At 61.8% G+C, this 19,173-nt stretch carries 23 protein-coding genes; 9 read left to right on the plus strand and 14 right to left on the minus strand.

Annotated features, from left to right (window positions below; genetic code table 11):
* Positions 1-51 precede the first annotated feature (51 nt).
* Positions 52-669 (plus strand): rhomboid family intramembrane serine protease, encoded by a 618-nt coding sequence (locus KUV46_05345; protein ID QYJ01820.1) that lies wholly within the window; start codon positions 52-54, stop codon positions 667-669.
* Between the two features lie 4 nt (positions 670-673).
* Positions 674-1,825 carry an AFG1 family ATPase gene (locus KUV46_05350; GenBank protein ID QYJ01821.1) on the plus strand — a complete coding sequence of 384 codons (1,152 nt, stop codon included), beginning with the start codon at positions 674-676 and terminating at the stop codon, positions 1,823-1,825.
* A 55-nt stretch (positions 1,826-1,880) separates the two neighbouring features.
* On the opposite strand, the gene rpmE is transcribed toward KUV46_05350, so the two are convergent.
* The gene (gene rpmE / locus KUV46_05355) at positions 1,881-2,099 is read right to left on the minus strand and encodes a 50S ribosomal protein L31 (protein ID QYJ01822.1); all 219 of its coding nucleotides are present in this window, start codon (positions 2,097-2,099) and stop codon (positions 1,881-1,883) included.
* Between the two features lie 124 nt (positions 2,100-2,223).
* Between rpmE and KUV46_05360 the strand changes: the two genes are divergently transcribed.
* Complete coding sequence (locus KUV46_05360; protein QYJ01823.1) at positions 2,224-4,065, plus strand: ATP-binding cassette domain-containing protein; 1,842 nt, start codon at positions 2,224-2,226, stop codon at positions 4,063-4,065.
* A gap of 9 nt (positions 4,066-4,074) precedes the next feature.
* On the opposite strand, the gene KUV46_05365 is transcribed toward KUV46_05360, so the two are convergent.
* Both KUV46_05365 and efp read right to left on the minus strand, forming a co-directional pair.
* Positions 4,075-4,887 (minus strand): inositol monophosphatase, encoded by an 813-nt coding sequence (locus KUV46_05365; GenBank protein QYJ01824.1) that lies wholly within the window; start codon positions 4,885-4,887, stop codon positions 4,075-4,077.
* Between the two features lie 13 nt (positions 4,888-4,900).
* The gene (gene efp / locus KUV46_05370) at positions 4,901-5,467 is read right to left on the minus strand and encodes an elongation factor P (protein ID QYJ01825.1); all 567 of its coding nucleotides are present in this window, start codon (positions 5,465-5,467) and stop codon (positions 4,901-4,903) included.
* A gap of 144 nt (positions 5,468-5,611) precedes the next feature.
* Here efp and KUV46_05375 point away from each other — a divergent pair, with 144 nt between their 5' ends.
* Positions 5,612-5,881, plus strand: coding sequence for a DUF4282 domain-containing protein (locus KUV46_05375; protein QYJ01826.1), 270 nt, complete (start codon positions 5,612-5,614; stop codon positions 5,879-5,881).
* A gap of 33 nt (positions 5,882-5,914) precedes the next feature.
* On the opposite strand, the gene thiE is transcribed toward KUV46_05375, so the two are convergent.
* The 8 genes from thiE to tkt all read right to left on the minus strand — a co-directional run bounded on the left by thiE (position 5,915) and on the right by tkt (position 13,703).
* Positions 5,915-6,580, minus strand: coding sequence for a thiamine phosphate synthase (gene thiE / locus KUV46_05380; GenBank protein ID QYJ01827.1), 666 nt, complete (start codon positions 6,578-6,580; stop codon positions 5,915-5,917).
* Positions 6,581-6,637: 57 nt separating this feature from the next.
* Positions 6,638-7,423, minus strand: coding sequence for a glutathione S-transferase family protein (locus KUV46_05385; protein ID QYJ01828.1), 786 nt, complete (start codon positions 7,421-7,423; stop codon positions 6,638-6,640).
* A 65-nt stretch (positions 7,424-7,488) separates the two neighbouring features.
* Entirely contained in the window at positions 7,489-7,719 is a 231-nt protein-coding gene (locus tag KUV46_05390; GenBank protein QYJ01829.1) for a DUF1272 domain-containing protein, read from the minus strand.
* 74 nt (positions 7,720-7,793) lie between these two features.
* Complete coding sequence (locus KUV46_05395; GenBank protein QYJ01830.1) at positions 7,794-8,687, minus strand: fructose bisphosphate aldolase; 894 nt, start codon at positions 8,685-8,687, stop codon at positions 7,794-7,796.
* 34 nt (positions 8,688-8,721) lie between these two features.
* A complete protein-coding gene (locus KUV46_05400) occupies positions 8,722-9,930 on the minus strand; it encodes a phosphoglycerate kinase (protein ID QYJ01831.1) in 1,209 nt (402 codons plus the stop codon).
* 27 nt (positions 9,931-9,957) lie between these two features.
* A complete protein-coding gene (gene gap / locus KUV46_05405) occupies positions 9,958-10,965 on the minus strand; it encodes a type I glyceraldehyde-3-phosphate dehydrogenase (GenBank protein ID QYJ01832.1) in 1,008 nt (335 codons plus the stop codon).
* A gap of 241 nt (positions 10,966-11,206) precedes the next feature.
* On the minus strand, positions 11,207-11,680 hold the full coding sequence (locus tag KUV46_05410) for a DUF4281 domain-containing protein (GenBank protein ID QYJ01833.1): 474 nt from the start codon (positions 11,678-11,680) through the stop codon (positions 11,207-11,209).
* 73 nt (positions 11,681-11,753) lie between these two features.
* Positions 11,754-13,703, minus strand: coding sequence for a transketolase (gene tkt, locus KUV46_05415; protein ID QYJ02353.1), 1,950 nt, complete (start codon positions 13,701-13,703; stop codon positions 11,754-11,756).
* Between the two features lie 118 nt (positions 13,704-13,821).
* Between tkt and KUV46_05420 the strand changes: the two genes are divergently transcribed.
* From KUV46_05420 to KUV46_05430, 3 genes are read left to right on the plus strand one after another with little or no spacing between them, the layout of a single operon-like run.
* Positions 13,822-14,097, plus strand: a complete 276-nt coding sequence (locus tag KUV46_05420; GenBank protein QYJ01834.1) for a DUF4164 domain-containing protein — start codon at positions 13,822-13,824, stop codon at positions 14,095-14,097.
* Complete coding sequence (locus KUV46_05425; GenBank protein ID QYJ01835.1) at positions 14,097-14,402, plus strand: cell division protein ZapA; 306 nt, start codon at positions 14,097-14,099, stop codon at positions 14,400-14,402. The genes KUV46_05420 and KUV46_05425 overlap by 1 nt, the downstream gene beginning before the upstream one ends.
* Positions 14,399-15,154: a glycosyltransferase family 2 protein gene (locus KUV46_05430; GenBank protein ID QYJ01836.1), complete on the plus strand. Its 756-nt coding sequence runs from the start codon at positions 14,399-14,401 to the stop codon at positions 15,152-15,154. Before KUV46_05425 ends, KUV46_05430 begins: the two co-directional genes overlap by 4 nt.
* A gap of 239 nt (positions 15,155-15,393) precedes the next feature.
* Here KUV46_05430 and KUV46_05435 read toward each other — a convergent pair whose 3' ends face one another.
* Genes KUV46_05435 through KUV46_05445 form a run of 3 tightly spaced genes read right to left on the minus strand, consistent with a single transcriptional unit; the run spans position 15,394 to position 17,743 of the window.
* Positions 15,394-15,813, minus strand: coding sequence for a hypothetical protein (locus KUV46_05435; protein ID QYJ01837.1), 420 nt, complete (start codon positions 15,811-15,813; stop codon positions 15,394-15,396).
* A gap of 27 nt (positions 15,814-15,840) precedes the next feature.
* Entirely contained in the window at positions 15,841-16,554 is a 714-nt protein-coding gene (gene gpmA, locus KUV46_05440) for a 2,3-diphosphoglycerate-dependent phosphoglycerate mutase (protein ID QYJ01838.1), read from the minus strand.
* 52 nt (positions 16,555-16,606) lie between these two features.
* Positions 16,607-17,743 (minus strand): AGE family epimerase/isomerase, encoded by a 1,137-nt coding sequence (locus tag KUV46_05445; GenBank protein ID QYJ01839.1) that lies wholly within the window; start codon positions 17,741-17,743, stop codon positions 16,607-16,609.
* 135 nt (positions 17,744-17,878) lie between these two features.
* Between KUV46_05445 and KUV46_05450 the strand changes: the two genes are divergently transcribed.
* Positions 17,879-18,463 (plus strand): hypothetical protein, encoded by a 585-nt coding sequence (locus KUV46_05450; GenBank protein QYJ01840.1) that lies wholly within the window; start codon positions 17,879-17,881, stop codon positions 18,461-18,463.
* A gap of 12 nt (positions 18,464-18,475) precedes the next feature.
* Complete coding sequence (locus KUV46_05455; protein ID QYJ01841.1) at positions 18,476-19,117, plus strand: hypothetical protein; 642 nt, start codon at positions 18,476-18,478, stop codon at positions 19,115-19,117.
* Positions 19,118-19,173: the final 56 nt, after the last annotated feature.

Below are 19,173 nucleotides of genomic sequence, written 5' to 3' on the forward strand. Positions count from 1 at the left end.
GCGACGCTTTTTCTGTTTCTTTTCCAGCCCGCCATGCGATAGGCGTCCGGCATGGACCAGCTTTCCATCTTTCCCGCCACGCTGACACTGATCGCGGTCAATGTCCTCGTCAGCATCTATGGCTGGCTGAACCAGAAATTCCTGCTGAAGAACCTCTTCGATGTCGGCGCAATCCGCGAGCAGCGCGAATACCATCGCCTTCTCACATCGGGCTTCCTGCATGGCGGTGTGTTCCACCTGCTCATTAACATGTTCGTCCTCTTCCAGTTCGGACGATACATTGAGTACCAACTGGGCACGCTCGCCTTTGTATTCGTCTATTTCGCCGCGCTTCTGGGCGGCAATCTCTGGGCGCTGCTGGAGAATTTCCGCTCACCGGATTACCGCGCCCTCGGCGCGTCCGGGGCGACGTCAGGCATCATCCTGTCCTTCTGCCTGTTCCAGCCTTTCGCGATGCTGCTCTTCTTTATCGTTCCGATGCCGGCCATTGTCTTCGGCGTCCTCTTCATCGTGATCAGCGTCATCCTCGCCCAGCGCGAGAACCGGATCATCGGCCATGAAGCCCACATCGGCGGCGCCATTGCAGGCCTGATCGCGACCATCGTTATCGCGCCGGAATCGCTTTCCATCTTCTCCAGCCAGGTCGCCAGCGTCCTCGGAGGGGGCTGAACACATGAGTGTCGAACAAGCTTATCAGGCCCGCATTGATGCTGGGCAGTTGAATGAGGACAGCGCACAGCGCGAGGCTGCCCGCAAGCTCGATAGCGTGCTGGAACGCCTCAGCGAGGCAAAGCCCGCCGGGCTCTTTCGCAAGGAAACCAAGGTGAAGGGCCTTTACCTCTGGGGCGGGGTCGGGCGCGGCAAGTCCATGCTGATGGACCTTTTCCATGACCTCTCGCCGGTGAAGGCCAAGCGCGTCCACTTCCATGAGTTCATGGGCCGGGTCCATGATGAAATGAATGCCTGGCGCGAAATGAGCGAGGCCGAGCGCAAGCGCGCCGACCACCGCGTCAAAGGCGCAGGCAGTGACCCTATTCCGCCCGTCGCCAAACTCATCGCCTCGGAAGCCAAGCTTCTCTGCTTCGATGAGTTTCAAGTGACACAGATCGCCGACGCCATGATCCTCGGCCGCCTTTTCGAGAATTTGTTCGAAGAGCGCGTCACTGTCGTCGCCACGTCGAACCGCCACCCGGACGATCTCTACAAGAACGGCCTTAACCGCCAGCTCTTCCTTCCCTTCATCCAGCGCATCAAGGATGAGTGCGATATCTTCGAACTCGTGGCCGAGCGGGATTATCGGCTCGAGCGCCTCACTGCAGCGCCTGTCTGGCATGTGTCGCAGGACGCCGATGAGCGAGAGAAGACGCTCGATGAAGCCTTCGACCGCCTGACGCTCGGCGCGCGGCCAAATTCCTGCGTCCTGCATGTCAAAGGCCGCCAGCTTCAGGTCAGCCGCGAAGCTGCAGGTGTCGCCCGTTTTTCCTTCACGGAGCTTTGTGCCCGCCCGCTCGGCGCGCGCGACTATCTCGCCATCGCGTCCACCTTCCACACCGTGTTGCTCGACGACATACCGCTCCTGTCGAAGGAAAAGCGCAACGAGGCGGCCCGTTTCGTTGCCCTGATCGATGCGCTTTACGAAGCACGCGTCAAACTTGTCGCGACCGCCGAGGCTGAACCCGAAGCGCTCTATCCTGAAGGCGATGGCAGTTTCGAGTTCGAACGCACCGCCAGCCGTCTCTTCGAAATGCGCTCACGCGATTATCTCGCGCTCGAACACCGCACACCGCCGCGCGCCGAAAACCTCGACACAGAGAAACAGGCATAAAAAAAATCCCCGCACGTGGCGGGGATTTTCTGAACTTGTCTGTTCGAAAGCTGGCTTAGACGCCGAAGCCCTTGAACTTGTCCTTGAAGCGCGACACACGGCCACCGCGGTCCAGCTGCTGGTTGCCGCCGGTCCATGCCGGGTGCGAGCTGGAATCGATGTCCAGCGTCAGGCGGTCGCCCTCTTTGCCATAGGTCGAACGGGTCTGGTACTCCGTCCCGTCGGTCATGACGACGGTGATGAAGTGATAATCGGGATGGCCTTCGGCTTTCATCGTCTCTAGTCCTCGCGTCAGCGGCCACCCTGCGCGGATTGGCCTCTGTGAAATTCGGAAAGCGGGGTCTTAGTAGATTGAGGCCCGGCCCGCAAGGGGCCTGGTGCCAAGGAAGGTGCAAGAGATGAGCGAGGCGACGAGCCAGATCAGCGATGACCGCCGCGAAACGCTGCCCGACCAGGGCGGCGCAGACCGGCCAAAGGCCCGGAGCGTGAAGCCACTGGCCCTGCTCTGGCCTTATGTGCGCAAGCACCTGACACTCGTTTTCGTCGCGCTCTTCTTCCTTGTCGTGTCCACCGTGGCGGCGCTGTCCATCCCATGGCTGTTCGGCCGTGCGGTCGATGCGGGCGCAGGCGGCGCAAATGGGGCCGCCCTTCTCGACACGATCGACCAGTATTTCCTCTATGTCCTGCTCGCCGCTGTCCTGATGGGGATATTGAGCGCGCTTCGCTTCTATTTCGTCTCGCGCTTTGGTGAGCGCGTTGCCGCTGATCTTCGCACTGACCTTTACGCCAAGCTGCTGAGCCTCGGGCCCCGCTTTCATGCGGGTATGCGCTCTGGTGAGAGCGTGTCGCGCCTGACCGCAGACGTCACCCTGATCGAACAATTCCTCGGCTCGTCGGCATCGCTCGCGACCCGCACTATTCTCTCAACGACGGGCGCCATCGCCATGATGCTCGTCACCAACTGGAAGCTTGGCGGCACACTCCTCCTGATGATCCCGCTTGCCATGCTGCCTGTCATGATCATAGGCCGCATCATCCGCGGTGCCTCCAACCGCGCCCAGTCACGTCTGGCCGATGCGGGCGCGCAGGCCTCAGAGGCGCTCGACGCGATCGAGCTGGTGCAAGCCTATGGACAGGAGCAGCGCCGCGAGAAGAGTTTCGCCGAAGCCGCAGAAGCTGTCTTTCAGGCCGCGCTGAAACGCATCACCGCCCGCGCGTTCATGATCCTGGCCGTCTCCATTATGCTGCTGGGCGGCATGGTCGGCATCCTCTGGCTCGGCGCCCGCGCCGTGGCGACCGGCCAGATGTCACCGGGTGAGCTGACGCAGATGATCCTTTATGCCTTCTATGCAGGCTCCGGCTTCGGCATGCTGGCAGAGGTCTGGGGTGAGGTCATGCGCGCAGCAGGCGCCAGCGACCGTGCCAGCGAGATCCTGCGCGAGACACCGGAAATCCTGCCCCCGCAGACCGCCCTGCCCATCGCCCAATCCGTCCAAGGACATCTCATCTTTGATGCGGTGGACTTTTCCTACGGCACAGAAGACGCGCCCGCCCTCAAGAGCTTCAGCCTCGATGTTCAGCCGGGCGAATTCGTTGCCCTTGTCGGCCCGTCCGGCGCAGGCAAGTCGACCGTCTTCCGCCTCGCCCTTCGCCTGTTCGACCCGCAATCTGGCCACATCACTGTAGATGGCGTCGAAGCCCCGGACACAGACCCCGCCCTCTGGCGCAGCCAGTTCGCCTATGCCCCGCAGGAGTCGGCCCTATTCACCGGGACTGCACGCGAGAACATCGCCTTTGGCGCGCAGGGCGGCACAGCCCCTGACGACGAGCTGATCGACGCGGCCCGCATGGCTGAGGCCTGGCGCTTCCTTGAAGATCGCGGCGGCCTCGATGCAGACCTTGGCCAGAAAGGCCGCAGCCTCTCAGGCGGCCAGCGCCAACGCGTCGCCCTGGCCCGTGCGCTCGTCCGCCGCGCGCCGATCCTCCTGCTCGATGAGGCGACGTCTGCCCTCGACAGTGAAAGCGAAGGCCTCGTCCAGAAAGCCATTGCGGCCGCCGCCGAAGGGCGCACCACGCTCGTCATCGCGCACAGGCTCTCGACCATCCGGCGCGCCGACAGGATTATTGTCATGGAAGATGGCCGCATCGTCGAACAGGGCAGCCACGACGCGCTCGTCAAAAAAGGCGGGCTTTATGCCCGCCTCGCTGAAATGCAGTTTGCCGCCGAAGCCGCAGAATAAGCGGTAAGATCAGCCGCCCATGAAGGCCTTCGCCTTGCGCAGCCGCTCGCGCAGCTTTGGCATGAGAGGCTCATTGGTGGCGAGGATATTGCCGGTCTCCAGCACGTCGCCGCCATCGATTTCTTCGACATAGCCGCCTGCTTCACGCACCAGCACGATACCAGCAGCGATGTCCCAAGGCTTCAGGCCACGTTCCCAGAAACCATCGAAACGGCCCGCTGCGACCCAGGCAAGGTCCAGCGCGGCAGAGCCATTGCGGCGAAGACCTGCCGTCACTGGCGTCAGCGAACCAAGCTCACCGGCAAACAGGCGGTGCGCGTCAGCACCGCGTCCAACCCATGGAGAGCCCATGGCGAGGACAGCTTCTTCGGTATTCTTGCGCGCCGCGACGATCAGCTTGCGCTGGTCGAGCCACGCCCCGCGGCCCGTCTCTGCCCAGAAGATCTCATTCTTGGCGACGTCATAGACGACACCTGCCAGCAGCTTGCCTTCACGCTCCAGGCCAATCGACACCGCATAGTGCGGCTGGCCGTGCAGGAAGTTCAGCGTGCCATCCAGCGGATCGACGATGAAACGGTTCGACTTGTCCGACCCCTCGACCAGGCCGCGCTCTTCCATCAGGAAGCCATAGCCCGGACGTGCCTTTGTCAGGCTGTCATAGATGATCTGCTCGGCGCGGTGGTCGGCATTGGAAACGAAATCGGCAGGGCCCTTCTTGGACACTTGCAGGTTTTCGACTTCCCCGAAATCGCGCGCAAGCGAGCGGCCCGCAGCACGGGCTGCGGCAATCATCACGGTTCCGACGGGAGAGGGTTTGGACATTCAGTAAGCCTGTCTAGTCAGCGCGTCTGAGATAGGTGGAGTCTTCGGTCTGAACGACGATGCGCTCGCCTTGGCCAACGAATGGCGGGACCAGGACGCGGATGCCGTTCTCGCAGGTCGCCGGCTTGAAGCTGTTGGCGGCCGTCTGGCCTTTCACGACCGGCTCGGTCTCTTCAATCGTCAGGATGACCTGATCCGGCAGCGAAATGCCGATCGGCTTGTCTTCGTAGAATTCGATGACAACGACCATCTCGCTCTGAAGGAAAGCTTCCTGCTCGCCGATGAAATCTTTCTGGATCTCGATCTGCTCAAAGGTTTCCTGATCCATGAAGGCGTGCGCCTCACCGGCATCATAGAGATACTGATAGTCTTTCTGCTCGAGACGGATCTTTTCGACCGTCTCCGAAGAGCGGAAGCGCTCATTCAGCTTGGATCCGTTGATCAGGTTGCGCAGTTCGACCTGATTGAAAGCGCCGCCCTTGCCGGGCTTCACTGCATTGGTCTTGACCGCGCGCCAGACGCTGCCCTGGTGTTCGATGACATTGCCCGGCTTGATTTCATTGCCATTGATCTTGGCCATGCGCGAATTTCCTGTAAGTCGACGATGGGCGCGAGGTAGCCGCGAGAGCCGCCATGGTCAAGCTGACAAGGGCCGCTCCACTGGACACGAACGCCTGTCTCTGCTTGTTTCCGCCGCCTCAAACATGCCTTACGGATGTCTCTCATGAACTGGTTGTCGAATTTCCTGAGCTTTGAAAAGCCGCTGGGTGAGCTGCTCACCCGCCTGCTCTTCTACCTGTTCATCATCTTCATCCTGTGGCGCGGTGTGGAGACGCTTGTCTTCTATCTCACCTATTTCGGTGAGAACTTTGGCATGGCCCTCTGGGGCATCCTGAAGACCCCGGTGGTCGTCATTGTTCAGCTCCTGATGTTGCGCGTGTTCACTGAAGCCGTTCTGGCCGTCCTCCGCCTCGACAAGTCGCACGAAGAGTAAAGTCGAAGGATAGAGCGCCTCGCGCCCCCAGCCCTAAAACTCGGCAGCCGCCTCATCCAGTGCGGCATTGAACGCCCGCACCGCCGCGGCTGGCCCGTCCGGATGCGCCCAAACGCCTGCGCTCACAGCCAGAAAGTCAGCGCCCGCCAGTGACAGCGCTTTCGCTCGTTCCGGCGTGATCCCGCCAATCGCGACGCAGGGCAATTCCATCACGGCCTGCCACCAGGTCAGAAGATCGGTATCCGCAGGCACCGTGTCGGCCTTGGTCTCGCTCGGGAAGAAGGCCCCGAAGGCGACATAGTCGGCGCCCTGCTCGCCTGCTTCCATGGCGACATGGCGCGAGTCCTTGGCCGTCGCGCCAATGATCGGCTGCTTGCCGAGCCGCTTGCGTGCCTCTTTCACCTGCATGTCGAGATGTCCCAGATGCACCCCGTCCGCGCCGACCCGTGCGCAGACATCGACACTGTCATTGATGATCAGCGCGACGTCATTGGCGCGGCACACCGGCAGCAGCGCGCGGGCCAAGGCTTCAGTAGCGGCTTCATCCACCATGCCGTCCGGCTTGATCCGCACCTGCAGGCAGGCGATATCGCCGCCCTCCAGTGCGCCCTCAAACGTTTTCACGAAGGCGTCCACGTCCGGAACACTGGACGGCGTGATGAGGTAAAGGCGCGTGCGCTCGCGTTTGATATCGGTCATGGCCGCCTAGGTAGCGCCTTCGCTTCCCCGCGCAAAGCCTGCCAGGCTGCAGCCGACCTAGCTAAAGTCAGGCGTAAAACGGATATTGTCCTTCTCCAGCCCCTTCAGGACGACATCGAGGCCGCCCGACTTGATCATCCATTCCAGACGGTGGTCCCGGTATTCACGTTTGAACAGCCCCGCTTCGACCGCGCCGCTGACATCCTGCATGCCGGAAATGCTGTCGACTGCTTCCTGCGCCGATGTCGAGACGCTTGAGCGGCCCATGGCCCGCTTGTGCCAGGCTTCGAGCTTGCTGCCCTTTGGCGGGCTGAAGCCTGAGCCGGCAGATCCGTTGATATAAGGCACGACAGAAAGGTCGCCCCAGCCGAAATTGTCGCCATTGAACCACTCGCGCTCGCCCAGCTCCCGCTCCAGCCAGGCATGAAGCCCGGCGATCTGCTCGCCCGCGCGCGCCATGATCCGGTCTTTCAACTCACCCGTCGCCCGCTTGAAATTGTTGAGCTCACCAAGGCCCCAATTGATCGGCTCATAGTGGCAGTCCATCACATCCTCGATGAGGCGGACGCGGGCCCGCTCCAGCGGCAACTTCGGCAGCATGGGCGGGGTCGGCCACTTGTCCTCGATATATTCGAGAATGATGGTGGAATCGAAGATTGCCGCATCGCCGTCGCGCAGGAAGGGCACCTCGCCGCGTGGATTGCCCTTCATGAAATCGTCAGGAGTAGAGCCTGTCCCGATCCCGGCAGGCAGACGCGTTTCGAACTCGATCCCTTTTTCACGCAGGGAGATTTTGACCTTCTGCGCATAGGGCGAGAGCGGGTGTTCGTAGACGATGAGCATGTGCGGCGGCCTCCATTAATTGTGTTGTGCACAATGGACCGGCCCTGGCCCCACGGAAGGCAAGCCTAATTTCGTTTCAGCACGCGTTTTGTACTCGCCGGAAACTTCTCGAGCGATGCGCCTGTTCGCAATGGGCGCCGGGAGAAGTCGCCTCCGCAATTAGGGCAGACATTATGGTGGACCGTAGCGGCGCAATCCTCGCAGAAGGTGCACTCGAATGAGCAGATCACCGCGCCAGCCTCATCAGCGGGCAGGTCCCTGTCGCAGGTCTCGCAATTGGGGCGCATCTCAAGCATGGTCCATCCTATCCCCGGCACAAAAAAGGCGCCACCTCGCGGTAGCGCCTTTCAATTCAGATAGCGTCCGCCGCCTAGCCGGCGCGCGAGGCCTCACAGATATTGTCGATGGAGTCGCCGAGCTTCGCATTGAAGTCGTCGTCCGACTGCGCAATTGACAGGCCTTCGGTGAGCGCACGCGAGAAGCTTGCGATCATGCCGGTATTCTTCGACAGGCGCTCACATGCCTCTTCGCGGGAATAGCCGCCCGACAGTGCGACAACGCGCATGACTTTCGGGTGGTCGACCAGCGGCTTGTAGAGGTTGGTCTCTTCCGGAAGCGTCAGCTTCAGCATGACTTCCTCACCCTCTGGCAGCTTGTCGAGCTCCTTGGTGATCTCTTCGAGCAGGATCTGCTCGGCTTCTGCCTTGTCAGCGATTGTGATCGTCACTTCCGGCTCGATGATTGGCACGAGACCGTGGCCGAGGATCTGCTTGCCGACTTCGAACTGCTGCTGCACGACGGCGGCGATGCCGTCACGGTTCGCGGCATTGATGACAGAACGCATCTTGGTGCCGAAGATGCCCTTGTTCACGGCGCGTTTCAGAAGCTCGTCGAGACCCGGCATCGGCTTCATGACCTGCACGCCGTCTTTCTCATCGGCGAGGCCCTTGTCGACCTTCAGGAATGGTACGACGCTGCAGTCTTCCCAGAGATACTGGGCCGTTGGCTTGCCTTCAATCTCGCCGTCCATCGTCTTTTCGAAGAGGATGGCACCCATCACCTTGTCGCCATTGAACGCTGGTGCGGTGATGATGCGGGCACGCATGTCGTGGACGAGCGCGAACATCTCGTCATCATTGGTGTAGGCGCTTTCTTCGACGCCATAGAGACGCAGCGCCTTCGGCGTGGAGCCGCCCGACTGGTCCAGTGCTGCGATAAAGCCGTCTTTCGTGGCGGCCTGTTTTCTCATCTCTGCGTTCGGCATGTGGTGCGGTCCTCTTCCCCGTCGTGCAATCTTGTCAGTTCTGGCTTGTCTTGAGCGCCTCGACGCCCGGCAGCGGCTTGCCTTCCATCCATTCCAGGAAGGCCCCGCCAGCGGTCGAGACGAAGGTGAAATCGTCGGCAACGCCTGCATGGTTGAGCGCAGCGACCGTATCGCCGCCGCCTGCAACGGCAGTCAGGTCGCCATCGCGGCAACGGCTTGCCGCAGCCCGTGCAGCTTCGACCGTCGCCTTGTCGAACGGCGTCGTCTCGAATGCACCGAGCGGACCGTTCCAGACCAGCGTCTTTGCCGCGTCCATGGCGATCGCAAGAATGCCGACCGATTGCGGCCCGGCATCAAGGATCATTTCATTGTCAGCGACTTCGCCGGTCGAGCAGATGCGGTGGTCGGCGTTCGCGGCGAACTCCTTCGCCACAACGACATCCTGCGGCAGGATGATGTCGCATCCGGCCGCGGCAGCATTCTTCTCGATCTCACGGCACGTATCGGTGAGGTCATGCTCACAGAGCGACTTGCCGACCGAATGGCCGCGTGCCGCGAGGAAAGTGTTCGCCATACCGCCGCCAATGGCGAGCGCATCGACCTTGGAGACGAGGTTCTTCAGAAGGTCGATCTTGGAAGAGACCTTCGCCCCGCCGACAACAGCCAGCACAGGACGCTCCGGGCTGCCCAGCGCAGCTTCCAGCGCATCGAGCTCACGTTCCATCGACTTGCCCGCATAGGCCGGCAGGCGCTGCGCCAGTCCCTCGGTGGAGACGTGTGCGCGGTGCGCCGCAGAGAAGGCATCGTTGACATAGATATCGCCAAGCTTCGCCATCTCATCAGCCAGCGCGTCGTCATTCTTGGTCTCACCCGGCTTGAAACGGGTGTTTTCCAGAAGCACGACACCGCCTTGCTGAATGGAGGCAAGCGCGTTGGACGCCGCCTCACCCACGCAATCGCTGGCGAACGCGACAGGCGCGCCCAGCACGCCCCCGAAGGCTTCGGCAACAGGCTTGAGGCTCAGCTCAGGCTTCACCTCGCCCTTCGGACGGCCAAAGTGCGCCAGCAGCGCGACCTTCGCCCCCTTGTTCATGAGGTACTGTACGGTCGGCAGGGCTGCGCGCAGCCGCGTATCGTCAGTCACCTCACCGGCATCGTTGACCGGCACATTGAAATCGACGCGGACAAGCGCCGTTTTCAGGGCAAGATCCTCGACATCCTCGATCCGTCTGAAGTCGGACATGGGGACGCTCCTTGTCTGGTAGCTAGACTAGAGGAATTTCGACATCGCGATGGCGGTATCGCTCATGCGCGTGGAGAAACCCCATTCATTGTCGTACCAGGACAACACGGAAACGAGGTTTCCGTCCATAACCTTGGTCTGGTCCATGTGGAAAACAGACGAGTGCGGGTTGTGGTTGAAGTCGATCGAGACGTTTGGCGCATCGGTATAGCCAAGAACGCCTTTCAGCGGGCCGTCAGCAGCCTTGCGGATCGCGTCATTGATCTCTTCGACGGTCGTGTCGCGCTTGGCGAGGAACTTCAGGTCAACGACCGAGACGTTCGGGGTCGGCACGCGCATCGCGAAGCCGTCGAGCTTGCCGTTCAGTTCCGGCAGGACGAGGCCGACAGCCTTGGCAGCGCCGGTTGAGGTCGGGATCATCGACATCGCAGCCGCGCGGCCGCGATAGAGGTCCTTGTGCATCGCATCCAGCGTCGGCTGGTCACCGGTATAGGAATGAATCGTGGTCATGATCCCCTTGTCGATACCGATCGTGTCGTTCAGCACTTTTGCGACAGGTGACAGGCAGTTAGTCGTGCACGATGCGTTGGAGACGATGAGGTCGTCCTTCGTCAGCGTGTCATGGTTGACGCCGTACACGATGGTCTTGTCGGCACCGGTCGCAGGCGCCGAAACGAGCACGCGCTTTGCACCGGCTTCAAGGTGAAGGGCAGCCTTCTCCTTGGCGGTGAAGATGCCCGTACATTCCATGGCGATATCGACGCCATTTTCCTTGTGCGGCAGGTCTTTCGGGTCGCGGATCGCCGTCACCTTGAAGGACTGGCCGCCAACCTTGATCGTGTCGCCATCGACAGAGACGTCCATCGGCAGCGTGCCGTGAATGGAGTCGTATTTCAGAAGGTGCGCATTGGTCTCGACAGGACCGAGGTCGTTGATCGAGACGATCTCGATATCGTCACGTCCATGCTCGAGGATCGAACGCAGTACATTCCGGCCAATCCGGCCAAATCCGTTGATGGCTACACGAACTGCCATATTGTCTTCTCCATTCCGGTAAAACTCAAAGGCTGAAAGCCCATAACTCTTGACGCCGGGGTTTAGCTGTCTCCATCGGCGGCGTCCAGCATGACACAGCCCAGAACCGTCGATCTGACGCACAGAAATGCAGGAAAAACGGCTCTTTACGCCTCGTCAGCGGATCTGAAGCCCCAAAGCGGGGTGTAGATTGACCCTTATCTCACACTCGGCAAACACGCGCTGCCACCCGTCGAATCGACTAGCCGCGAGGCTCTGCCCCGCCCGCTTCGGTTTCAAACAGGCTGATGCCCTGACCCCGCAGCAGGCGCACGACCATATAGGCAAGCAGGCCAACCGGCCCGAACAGGAAGCTCGCAATCATGCAGGGCGCGGCAATCACATGCGGGATGTTCCGGCGCGGTGCATCGCGCCCGATCCAGGCGCCCACGAACAGGTCGAAGACAAGGTAATGCGTCCAGCCGACGATCACCCCGTTCGGATGGTCGAACAGTGTCGAGATCGCTGCAATGGACTCCATTCCGGCGCCCTCGGCCGACTGGCCAAAGAACATCGAGGCAAGAAGGCAGACCGTATAGAGCGCGCCATAGGCCAGCGGATAGATGCCCGAATGCACGACCAGCGCAGTCGTACGCCAACGCGGCGCAAACAGCAGCAGAAGCCAGGCTGGCACCACCACGGCATTGATCAGCACATATAGCAGGTTCCAGTCCATCAGCGGCCTCCCTCAACCCAAGCTGGGGACGGTCTAGATGAATTCTGGTGCCGCCTCCAGCCTTGGCGCGCGATCAGTTGACCAGCGCGTGCGCCATCTCTGCGACAGCGTCCGGCGTAATGCCGAAACGTTCATAGAGGTCCTGATACGGCGCGCTCGCCCCAAAGCTGTCCATGCCAACGAAGCCGCCGCGAAGACCAATCCAGCGGTCCCAGCCAAAGCGGACGCCAGCTTCGACAACGATACGTGGCAGATCCTTGCCCAGCGTCTCTTCCTGATAGGCCGGGGTCTGTTCTGCGAAGAGCTCCACACACGGCATCGACACGACGCGGGCGCTGATACCGCTCGAGCGCAGCATTTCCTGCGCCGCGACAGCGATCTCGACCTCGGAACCGGTGGCGATCAGCACGACCTGCTCATTGCCCTCACCGGAAGAGAGGACATAGCCGCCCTTGGCCGAGAGGTTCTCATCCGTATGCGCCTTGCGCACACTCGCCACCGTCTGACGGGTCAGAGCGATGGTCGACGGGCCGTCTGTCTTCTTGAGCGCCAGTTCCCAGCACTCAGCCGTCTCGACGCCATCTGCCGGACGGAAGACATGCATGTTCGGCATCGCCCGGAGGCTGGCGACATGTTCGACCGGCTGATGGGTCGGCCCGTCTTCGCCAAGACCGATGGAGTCGTGCGTCATCACATGGATGACCCGCTCGCCCATCAGCGCGCCTAGGCGGATCGCCGCGCGCGAATAGTCTGCAAAGACAAGGAAGGTGCCGGAATAAGGGATAATGCCCTTGTGCAGCGCCATGCCGTTCATCGCCGCCGCCATGCCATGCTCGCGCACGCCATAGTGGACATAACGCCCAGCCCAGTTGTCCGGCGTCATCGGCTCCTGGCACTTGGCCTTGGTATTGTTCGAGCCGGAAAGATCAGCAGAACCGCCAACCATTTCAGGGATCGACACGGCCAGCTTCTCCAGCACGGCGCCGGACCATTTGCGGGTCGCATCATCCTTGTCGCCATCGACGACGTCCTGCTTGTGCGCGCGGACGACCGCTTCGATGTCGCCGAGATCACCGCGCATCGCTGCATCGAACGCGGCCTTGTGGGCAGAGCCTTCATGGCGCTTTTTCCATTCGCCATGCTGGCTGGCCGAATGGCTGCCTTCGCGCTTCCACGCATCGGCAATGTCATCCGGCACCACGAATGGCTCATGGTCCCAGCCAATATTCTTGCGGATGCCCGCAATCTCTTCGGCGCCGTATGGGCCGCCATGGGCCTTGCCCGTGCCCGCAATCGTCGGCGCGCCATAGCCGATGATCGTCCGGCAGGCGATCATGACTGGCTTGTCCTGATCCTGCGCCCAGCTGAGGGCCTCATGGATCTCTTCGGTGTTGTGACCGTCGATCCGCTTGGTGACCCAGCCTGCCGCTTCAAAGCGTGCGCACTGATCGGTCGAGTCGGAAAGGTCGGTGCCACCATCAATCGTGACCGCATTATCGTCGAACAGCACGATCAGCTTGTTCAGCTTCATGTGCCCGGCCAGAGTGATCGCTTCCTGGCTGACGCCTTCCATGAGACAGCCATCGCCCGCAACGACCCAGGTCTTGTGATCGACCAGCTCATCGCCAAAGCGCGCATTCAGGTGACGCTCGGCCATCGCCATGCCGACAGCGGTCGCGATGCCCTGACCCAGCGGGCCGGTGGTCGTCTCGACGCCCGGCGTCACAAAGTTCTCCGGATGGCCCGGCGTCTTCGCGCCCAGCTGGCGGAAATTGCGGATGTCATCGCGGCTGACACTGTCATAGCCCGTCAGGTGAAGCAGCGAGTAGATCAGCATGGAGCCGTGGCCCGCCGACAGGACGAAACGGTCGCGGTCCGGCCAGTACGGATCAGCGGGGTCATGCTTCAGATAGCGCGTCCAGAGGACCGTCGCGACATCTGCCATCCCGAGGGGAAGACCCACATGTCCAGACTTTGCCTGCTCCACAGCATCCATGGAGAGCGCACGAATGGCATTCGCCATATCCTTGTGTTCAACCGCCATAAGTCACCCTGTTCCGTTTCGCTTCGCTTTGGACGCTGCCCGGCTTGGCTGTCAACCAGCTTGGCAGTTGGGGCTGCATCCTGCTATCGGATTCGTGATGGATAAATTCAATTCGGCAACGCAAGAGCTCGAAAACGCGCTCACGCACCTTGAAGAGGCGCTCGAAGGCCTTTTCGAGAAGGCGGGCGACCCGGCGGTTGCCCGGCGCGAACTCTCGGCCATGATTGCCGATCGCGCGCGTCTTGCCGAAGAGCTGGACCAGTCCATCGCCCGTCAGAAGGAACTTCAGGCTCTGGCAGACGAGGCTTCCGCTGCGCTCGGCTCAGCGATCGAGGAAGTCCGCGCTGCCCTCAAACGTGAACAGGATACGTGATGGCTAAGGCTGATATCGTCGTTCGTGGCAAGCAATACTCCATCGCCTGCGCCCCCGGCCAGGAAGCAAGGCTTGTCGATCTTGCCAGCGACCTCGACACCCGCGTGACCCAGATTGCTGACGCGCTCGGGGATATGGGCGAAGAAAAACTCCTCCTGATCGCCGCGCTCGCCCTTCTCGATGAACTTGACGACGCCCAGCGAAACCTCGCCACGTCCGGCGGTTCTGACAGGGCTGCCGCCGCCATTGGCGATGCCGCCGCCCGCATTCGCGCGCTGACCGAACGCATTGAGGCGGGTCAGTGACGCCCCGGAAAGACCTCAGCGTCCTCATTCCATTCTACAACGAAGCTGGAAACGCCGCGCCGCTCATCGAAGAGATCAAGGGCGCGCTTGATGGCATCGATTATGAAATCGTCTGCGTGAATGACTGCTCTGACGACACGACCGGCGAAGAGCTTGAAGCCGCCCGCCTCACAATGCCCGACCGGATTATCGTCCGCACCCATGTTCAGCGCGCGGGCAAGTCGGCTGCGCTGATGACGGGCCTGCGGGAAGTATCAGGCCGCTGGACGCAGCTGCTCGACGGCGACGGCCAGAACGATATCGCGGACACCCGCCGCCTCTGGGACGCTATCGTCGCGCCGGGCGGCACAGGCAGGCTCGGCCTCATCGCGGGCAAGCGCAACAGCCGAAATGATAGCGGCTTCAAATGGCTGCAATCGCGCATCGCCAATGGCGTGCGCCGTTTCCTGCTGCGTGACGATGCGACTGACACCGGCTGCGGCTGGAAGCTGATGCGCACCGACGCTTTCAGGGAACTTCCCTATTTCGCCTCCATGCACCGTTTCCTGCCAGCGCTGTTCAAGCGTGCAGGCTGGGAGGTGCGCGAGGAACTCGTCAACGATCGCCGCCGCTGGCATGGCAGCTCCAAATACGGCTTTCTCGGACGCCTCGGCGCAGGCATCGCTGACCTGATCGGCATGTTCTGGCTGGTCCGGCGCGGCAAACCCGGCATCGCTGCCGAATGGAACGATCCGCGGGCCAAGGATCAATAGCCGTCCCCGCCTCCGCGGCGAAAGCTGGGGCCCATGGCGGTTGAATGCGCACTTTTCTGGCAGCGCAGCCTATAAATCGCGGAACTGTCCGGTCCAAAGCCCAGACAACCGCAGACACCTGCGAAGGCAGGTGTCCACGGACGGCCTTAGCTTTTCATTTGGAATAGCTAACGTAGCGCTCTGGATGCCTGCCTGCGCAGGCATTTTCGGATGGTTGAGTTCAAAATGCTCCGCCAAAACTAACCGAGCGACGCGAAGAAGTCGTCATAAAGAAATGCTGCTTCTTCTTCCAGAAGCCCGGTCTCGATCTCGATCCCGGCCGCTTCAATTGCGGCCTTGCCGCCAGCCCCTTTGGGATGGCGGTCCATGACAGACACGACCACGCGGGCCACCCCCGCCTCGATCAGCCGGCTTGAGCAGGACGCCTCACCGGTAGAGCGCTCACGGCAGGGCTCCAGCGTGACATAGGCAATCGTGCCGGGCGGCAGCTTGCCTTCAAACAGGGTCAGCGCCAGCTGCTCGGCATGGGGCCGGCCGCCATCGCCTGTCGCGCCCTCGGATAGACGGCGTCCATCGGCGCTCATCAGGACGCAGCCGACCGACGGGTTGGCCCCTGTCCGGCCATGCTGGGCGCGGGCAATCTCGATTGCCCGGCGCATTGCATCTTCATCGCGCTGATGCATCGATCAGGGAAGCGCTGGCAGATCGGTCGCGCGCGATCCATCAAGGTAACGCGCCGCAGTCGGCTGCAGGCCGTCGCCCAGCTCGATGAGGAGCGGGTTACCCGTCGGGATCTCGACACCGGTAATCTTGTCATCCTCGACCTGGAATAGATGCTTCACCAGCGCACGCAGAGAATTGCCGTGCGCCGCGATCACGATGTCCGCGCCATTGCGAAGGCGCGCCGCGATCGTCTCGTGCCAGTAAGGCAGCACGCGCTCAAGCGTCAGCTTGAGGCTTTCCGTCGCCGGAATATCGATGCCGTGATAGCGCGGGTCCTTGGACATGTCATAGGCGCTGCCTTCTTCCATCGGCGGCGGCGGCACGTCATAGGAGCGGCGCCAGACATGGACCTGATCCTCGCCATGCTTCTCGGCGGTCTCTTTCTTGTCGAGGCCCGTCAGCCCGCCATAGTGGCGCTCATTGAGGCGCCAGTGCTTTTCCACCGGCAGCCAGACACGGTCCATCTCGGTCAGCGCGATCCAGAGCGTGCGGATGGCGCGGGTCTGAAGGCTGGTGAACCCTTGCGTCGGCGCAAAGCCTGCATCCTTCAGGAGACTACCGGCATGCTTGGCCTCGGCTTCGCCCTTGGCCGTGAGGTCGGCATCCCACCAGCCTGTGAAGCGGTTCTCCAGATTCCACTGGCTCTGGCCATGCCGGACGAGGGCGAGTTTAGGCATGATGCGTCTCCTGGCTGCGCGCTGCGTTCTGTTTGTCCTGCGGGGTTTAAGCTCAGACCCCGGTCACACGCAACAGCTCGCAGAAGGCAAGCACAACGTGATAGCCGGTCGAGGCTGGCATATCGTCGGCGCCGACCTGACCATCGGCATGGTAGCAGTCGATCCATCCGCCTTCTGGCGTCAGATATTCATCTATGAGGACGTCGAAACACTCCACCGCGCGTGCCTCGCAGTGCTCGTCCGCGCCAAGCTCCATCATCGCCAGATGTGCCTTGAGCGCCTCTGTCTGCATCCAGGTGCGCCGCGATCCATCAACGATCTGACCCTCCCGCGTCGCCTTGGCGAAGACGCGACCTTCAGCGTCCAGCGTCCGCAGGCCGATGTCATAGAGCTTGCTCATGGCCGGGTTGAGATCTGTGTGCGCCGCATCCGCATGCGACTTCAGCAGCCACACCCATTCAAACTGGTGTCCGGGCTCGATGAAGCGAAGCGCCGGGTCGCGCTCTTCAGACCAGTCGGGCCCGAATGTCTCACCCAGCGTCCCTGTCACCTGATGGAGCATCTTCTCATCGAGAAGGCGCACCAGCGCACTCGCCCGCTCCAGATGATCGCGCCGCTTATCGCTTTCATAAAGCGCCAGATTGGCCTCGAGCAGATGCATGTGCGGGTTCTGCAGGCGACGGTCGCCCTTTGGCAGGCTCTCGGCATAGCCGCCATGCGCCACATCTTCGAGCTTTGCCTCGACATTGGCGATCAGCTGGCGGGCATGCGCCGCCGCGCTCTCATGCCCCTGCATCGCGGCATGGGCATAGGCGAACAGCACAAAGGCGGTGTCATAGAGGTCTGCTGTCTCGTCGATGAGGCCCGCCCCGTCCGCACTAATGCACCGGCCGATCAGGCCATCGGCGCGCACGCTTGGGCCTGACAGAGCATCGACGCCATAGCCGATCAGCCGGTCGGCCCGGTCGGCGTCCCATCCAAGGCGCTTGGCGGCGGCGAACATGTAGGTCTGGCGTGCCTGTACCCGCACGCGCATCCTGTCAGTCTCCAGTGGGCGGTGCGTGATATCGAGCTTTTCACGGAAAAGATTATTGGGAAGCACGCCTTCGCGGCTCCAGAGCGGGAAGCAGCTGTCCAGCATCCAGTCTCGCGCTTCACGTGCGCGCCGGCTCAATGCGGTAGATGTCATCAGATAAAGCTCCGTGCGGACCAGGCCATCGCTTCGCAAGTTTGGTGCCTGCTTGCTATCAACTGGCCAAGATGTTTTCCAGCGTCTAGACACCATAAAAGTCCGAAGCCGCAGCCGGGATACCCTAGCCTTACAATGACTGACCGTATTTTCTTCCCGAGCGCCCTGCTCGTCGCCATTCTCATGGTCGCGATTGCAGTCCTCCCCGGCATGAATGCTGTGCCAACCGGTCCTGTCAGCGGCGGCAATACAGACTATCGCCGGATTGAGGTCAGCGGCGCACAGCTCAACCGCTTCGTTGCGGGCGGTGATGTCGATATCTCGGTCGAACGTGTGGACGGCCAGCCAGCCCTGCGTATCGAGGTTGAAGCCGGCGCACTCGCAGATGATCCACTGCGTGGCCCCCATTTCGTCCTAGACCGTGACCTTGAGACCGTCTTCGCAGGCCGCGAAATACAGGTCACCGTCCGCGCCCGCGCCGCTGACCGCTTTGGCGCTGAACAGATGCGCGTCAATTATTCGATTGGCGCAGCGATCGAGTCCGGCTGGCAGACCTTCACCGTCACGCGCGAATTTACCGACCAGTCCTTCGTCTGGACCCCGCCGCCGCGCGCAGAGGGCACCGATGCTGGCTATGACTATCTCGGCATCCGCCCGGTCGCGCCTGAAAAACAACGCGCCATCTACGTCCAGTCGGTCGTCTTCCAGCCAATGGATTAGAGGGAGGCGGCCTTGAGAAACCTCCTGCCTGCTCTCGCCCTCGCTCTTCTCCCCGCAGGCCTCGCCGCCTGCCAGACCACCAGCCGCACGATTGTTCCTGACACAGTTGGCCGCGTCGTGACGCTGGAAACGAACACACCTGTCGAAGGCGCCCGCATCGCCCCTGTCGCCACTGAGGGCATAACGATCAGCAATGCCGATGGAAGCTTCTCGCTGCCAGCCGTAGCCGTCGAGGAACGCCGCGTACCGCTTCCGGTTTCTGGCGTTTACCGTTCATCCGCCGTCCTCCGCGCTGAGGCAGATGGCCTCTATGGCTTCGCCCCTGTGGATTTCGTCAATCCGGACACCCGCGCGACCAGCGCTGTCACCATCGCCCTGATTGCGCCGGATGCCCCCTATCCGGAAGGTATTATCCCGCCCGAATGCGATGCCTCTGAAGAAGCGCTCTACCTCCTCCGCGTGTTCGCCGCGTCCTCACATCGGGGCCTGATAGCCGCCTTCGCGGCAGATGGCGAATATGCCTTCGCCTTTAACCAATGGGCTGATCGGGTTCTGGTGCGCCAGCTTGGAGCGGACTGCGACCTGCCGATGGACCAGCGGCTACAGTGGATGGAGGACATCGACGCCTTCACTGAGACCCCCGCACCCGAATAGGCAGAAGCGCGCTGCAATCCTTACCCGCAAAGCGCGTTTCGTTAAGGATACGGTGA

The sequence above is a fragment of the Thalassovita mediterranea genome (genome assembly GCA_019448215.1).
Lineage (GTDB): Bacteria > Pseudomonadota > Alphaproteobacteria > Caulobacterales > Hyphomonadaceae > Henriciella.

Bases quoted from the DNA above. Each gene is read 5' to 3' on its own strand.
- KUV46_05350 (QYJ01821.1), top strand. From the start codon at position 674: ATGAGTGTCGAACAAGCTTATCAGGCCCGCATTGATGCTGGGCAGTTG.
- rpmE (QYJ01822.1), bottom strand. From the start codon at position 2,099: ATGAAAGCCGAAGGCCATCCCGATTATCACTTCATCACCGTCGTCATG.
- KUV46_05445 (QYJ01839.1), bottom strand. From the start codon at position 17,743: ATGACATCTACCGCATTGAGCCGGCGCGCACGTGAAGCGCGAGACTGG.
- efp (QYJ01825.1), bottom strand. From the start codon at position 5,467: ATGGCCAAGATCAATGGCAATGAAATCAAGCCGGGCAATGTCATCGAA.
- KUV46_05435 (QYJ01837.1), bottom strand. From the start codon at position 15,813: ATGCGCCGGGCAATCGAGATTGCCCGCGCCCAGCATGGCCGGACAGGG.
- KUV46_05450 (QYJ01840.1), top strand. From the start codon at position 17,879: ATGACTGACCGTATTTTCTTCCCGAGCGCCCTGCTCGTCGCCATTCTC.
- KUV46_05395 (QYJ01830.1), bottom strand. From the start codon at position 8,687: ATGCCGAACGCAGAGATGAGAAAACAGGCCGCCACGAAAGACGGCTTT.
- KUV46_05360 (QYJ01823.1), top strand. From the start codon at position 2,224: ATGAGCGAGGCGACGAGCCAGATCAGCGATGACCGCCGCGAAACGCTG.
- KUV46_05420 (QYJ01834.1), top strand. From the start codon at position 13,822: ATGGATAAATTCAATTCGGCAACGCAAGAGCTCGAAAACGCGCTCACG.
- KUV46_05345 (QYJ01820.1), top strand. From the start codon at position 52: ATGGACCAGCTTTCCATCTTTCCCGCCACGCTGACACTGATCGCGGTC.
- gap (QYJ01832.1), bottom strand. From the start codon at position 10,965: ATGGCAGTTCGTGTAGCCATCAACGGATTTGGCCGGATTGGCCGGAAT.
- KUV46_05385 (QYJ01828.1), bottom strand. From the start codon at position 7,423: ATGCTCATCGTCTACGAACACCCGCTCTCGCCCTATGCGCAGAAGGTC.
- tkt (QYJ02353.1), bottom strand. From the start codon at position 13,703: ATGGCGAATGCCATTCGTGCGCTCTCCATGGATGCTGTGGAGCAGGCA.
- gpmA (QYJ01838.1), bottom strand. From the start codon at position 16,554: ATGCCTAAACTCGCCCTCGTCCGGCATGGCCAGAGCCAGTGGAATCTG.
- KUV46_05400 (QYJ01831.1), bottom strand. From the start codon at position 9,930: ATGTCCGACTTCAGACGGATCGAGGATGTCGAGGATCTTGCCCTGAAA.
- thiE (QYJ01827.1), bottom strand. From the start codon at position 6,580: ATGACCGATATCAAACGCGAGCGCACGCGCCTTTACCTCATCACGCCG.
- KUV46_05425 (QYJ01835.1), top strand. From the start codon at position 14,097: ATGGCTAAGGCTGATATCGTCGTTCGTGGCAAGCAATACTCCATCGCC.
- KUV46_05365 (QYJ01824.1), bottom strand. From the start codon at position 4,887: ATGTCCAAACCCTCTCCCGTCGGAACCGTGATGATTGCCGCAGCCCGT.
- KUV46_05390 (QYJ01829.1), bottom strand. From the start codon at position 7,719: ATGCTTGAGATGCGCCCCAATTGCGAGACCTGCGACAGGGACCTGCCC.
- KUV46_05410 (QYJ01833.1), bottom strand. From the start codon at position 11,680: ATGGACTGGAACCTGCTATATGTGCTGATCAATGCCGTGGTGGTGCCA.
- KUV46_05375 (QYJ01826.1), top strand. From the start codon at position 5,612: ATGAACTGGTTGTCGAATTTCCTGAGCTTTGAAAAGCCGCTGGGTGAG.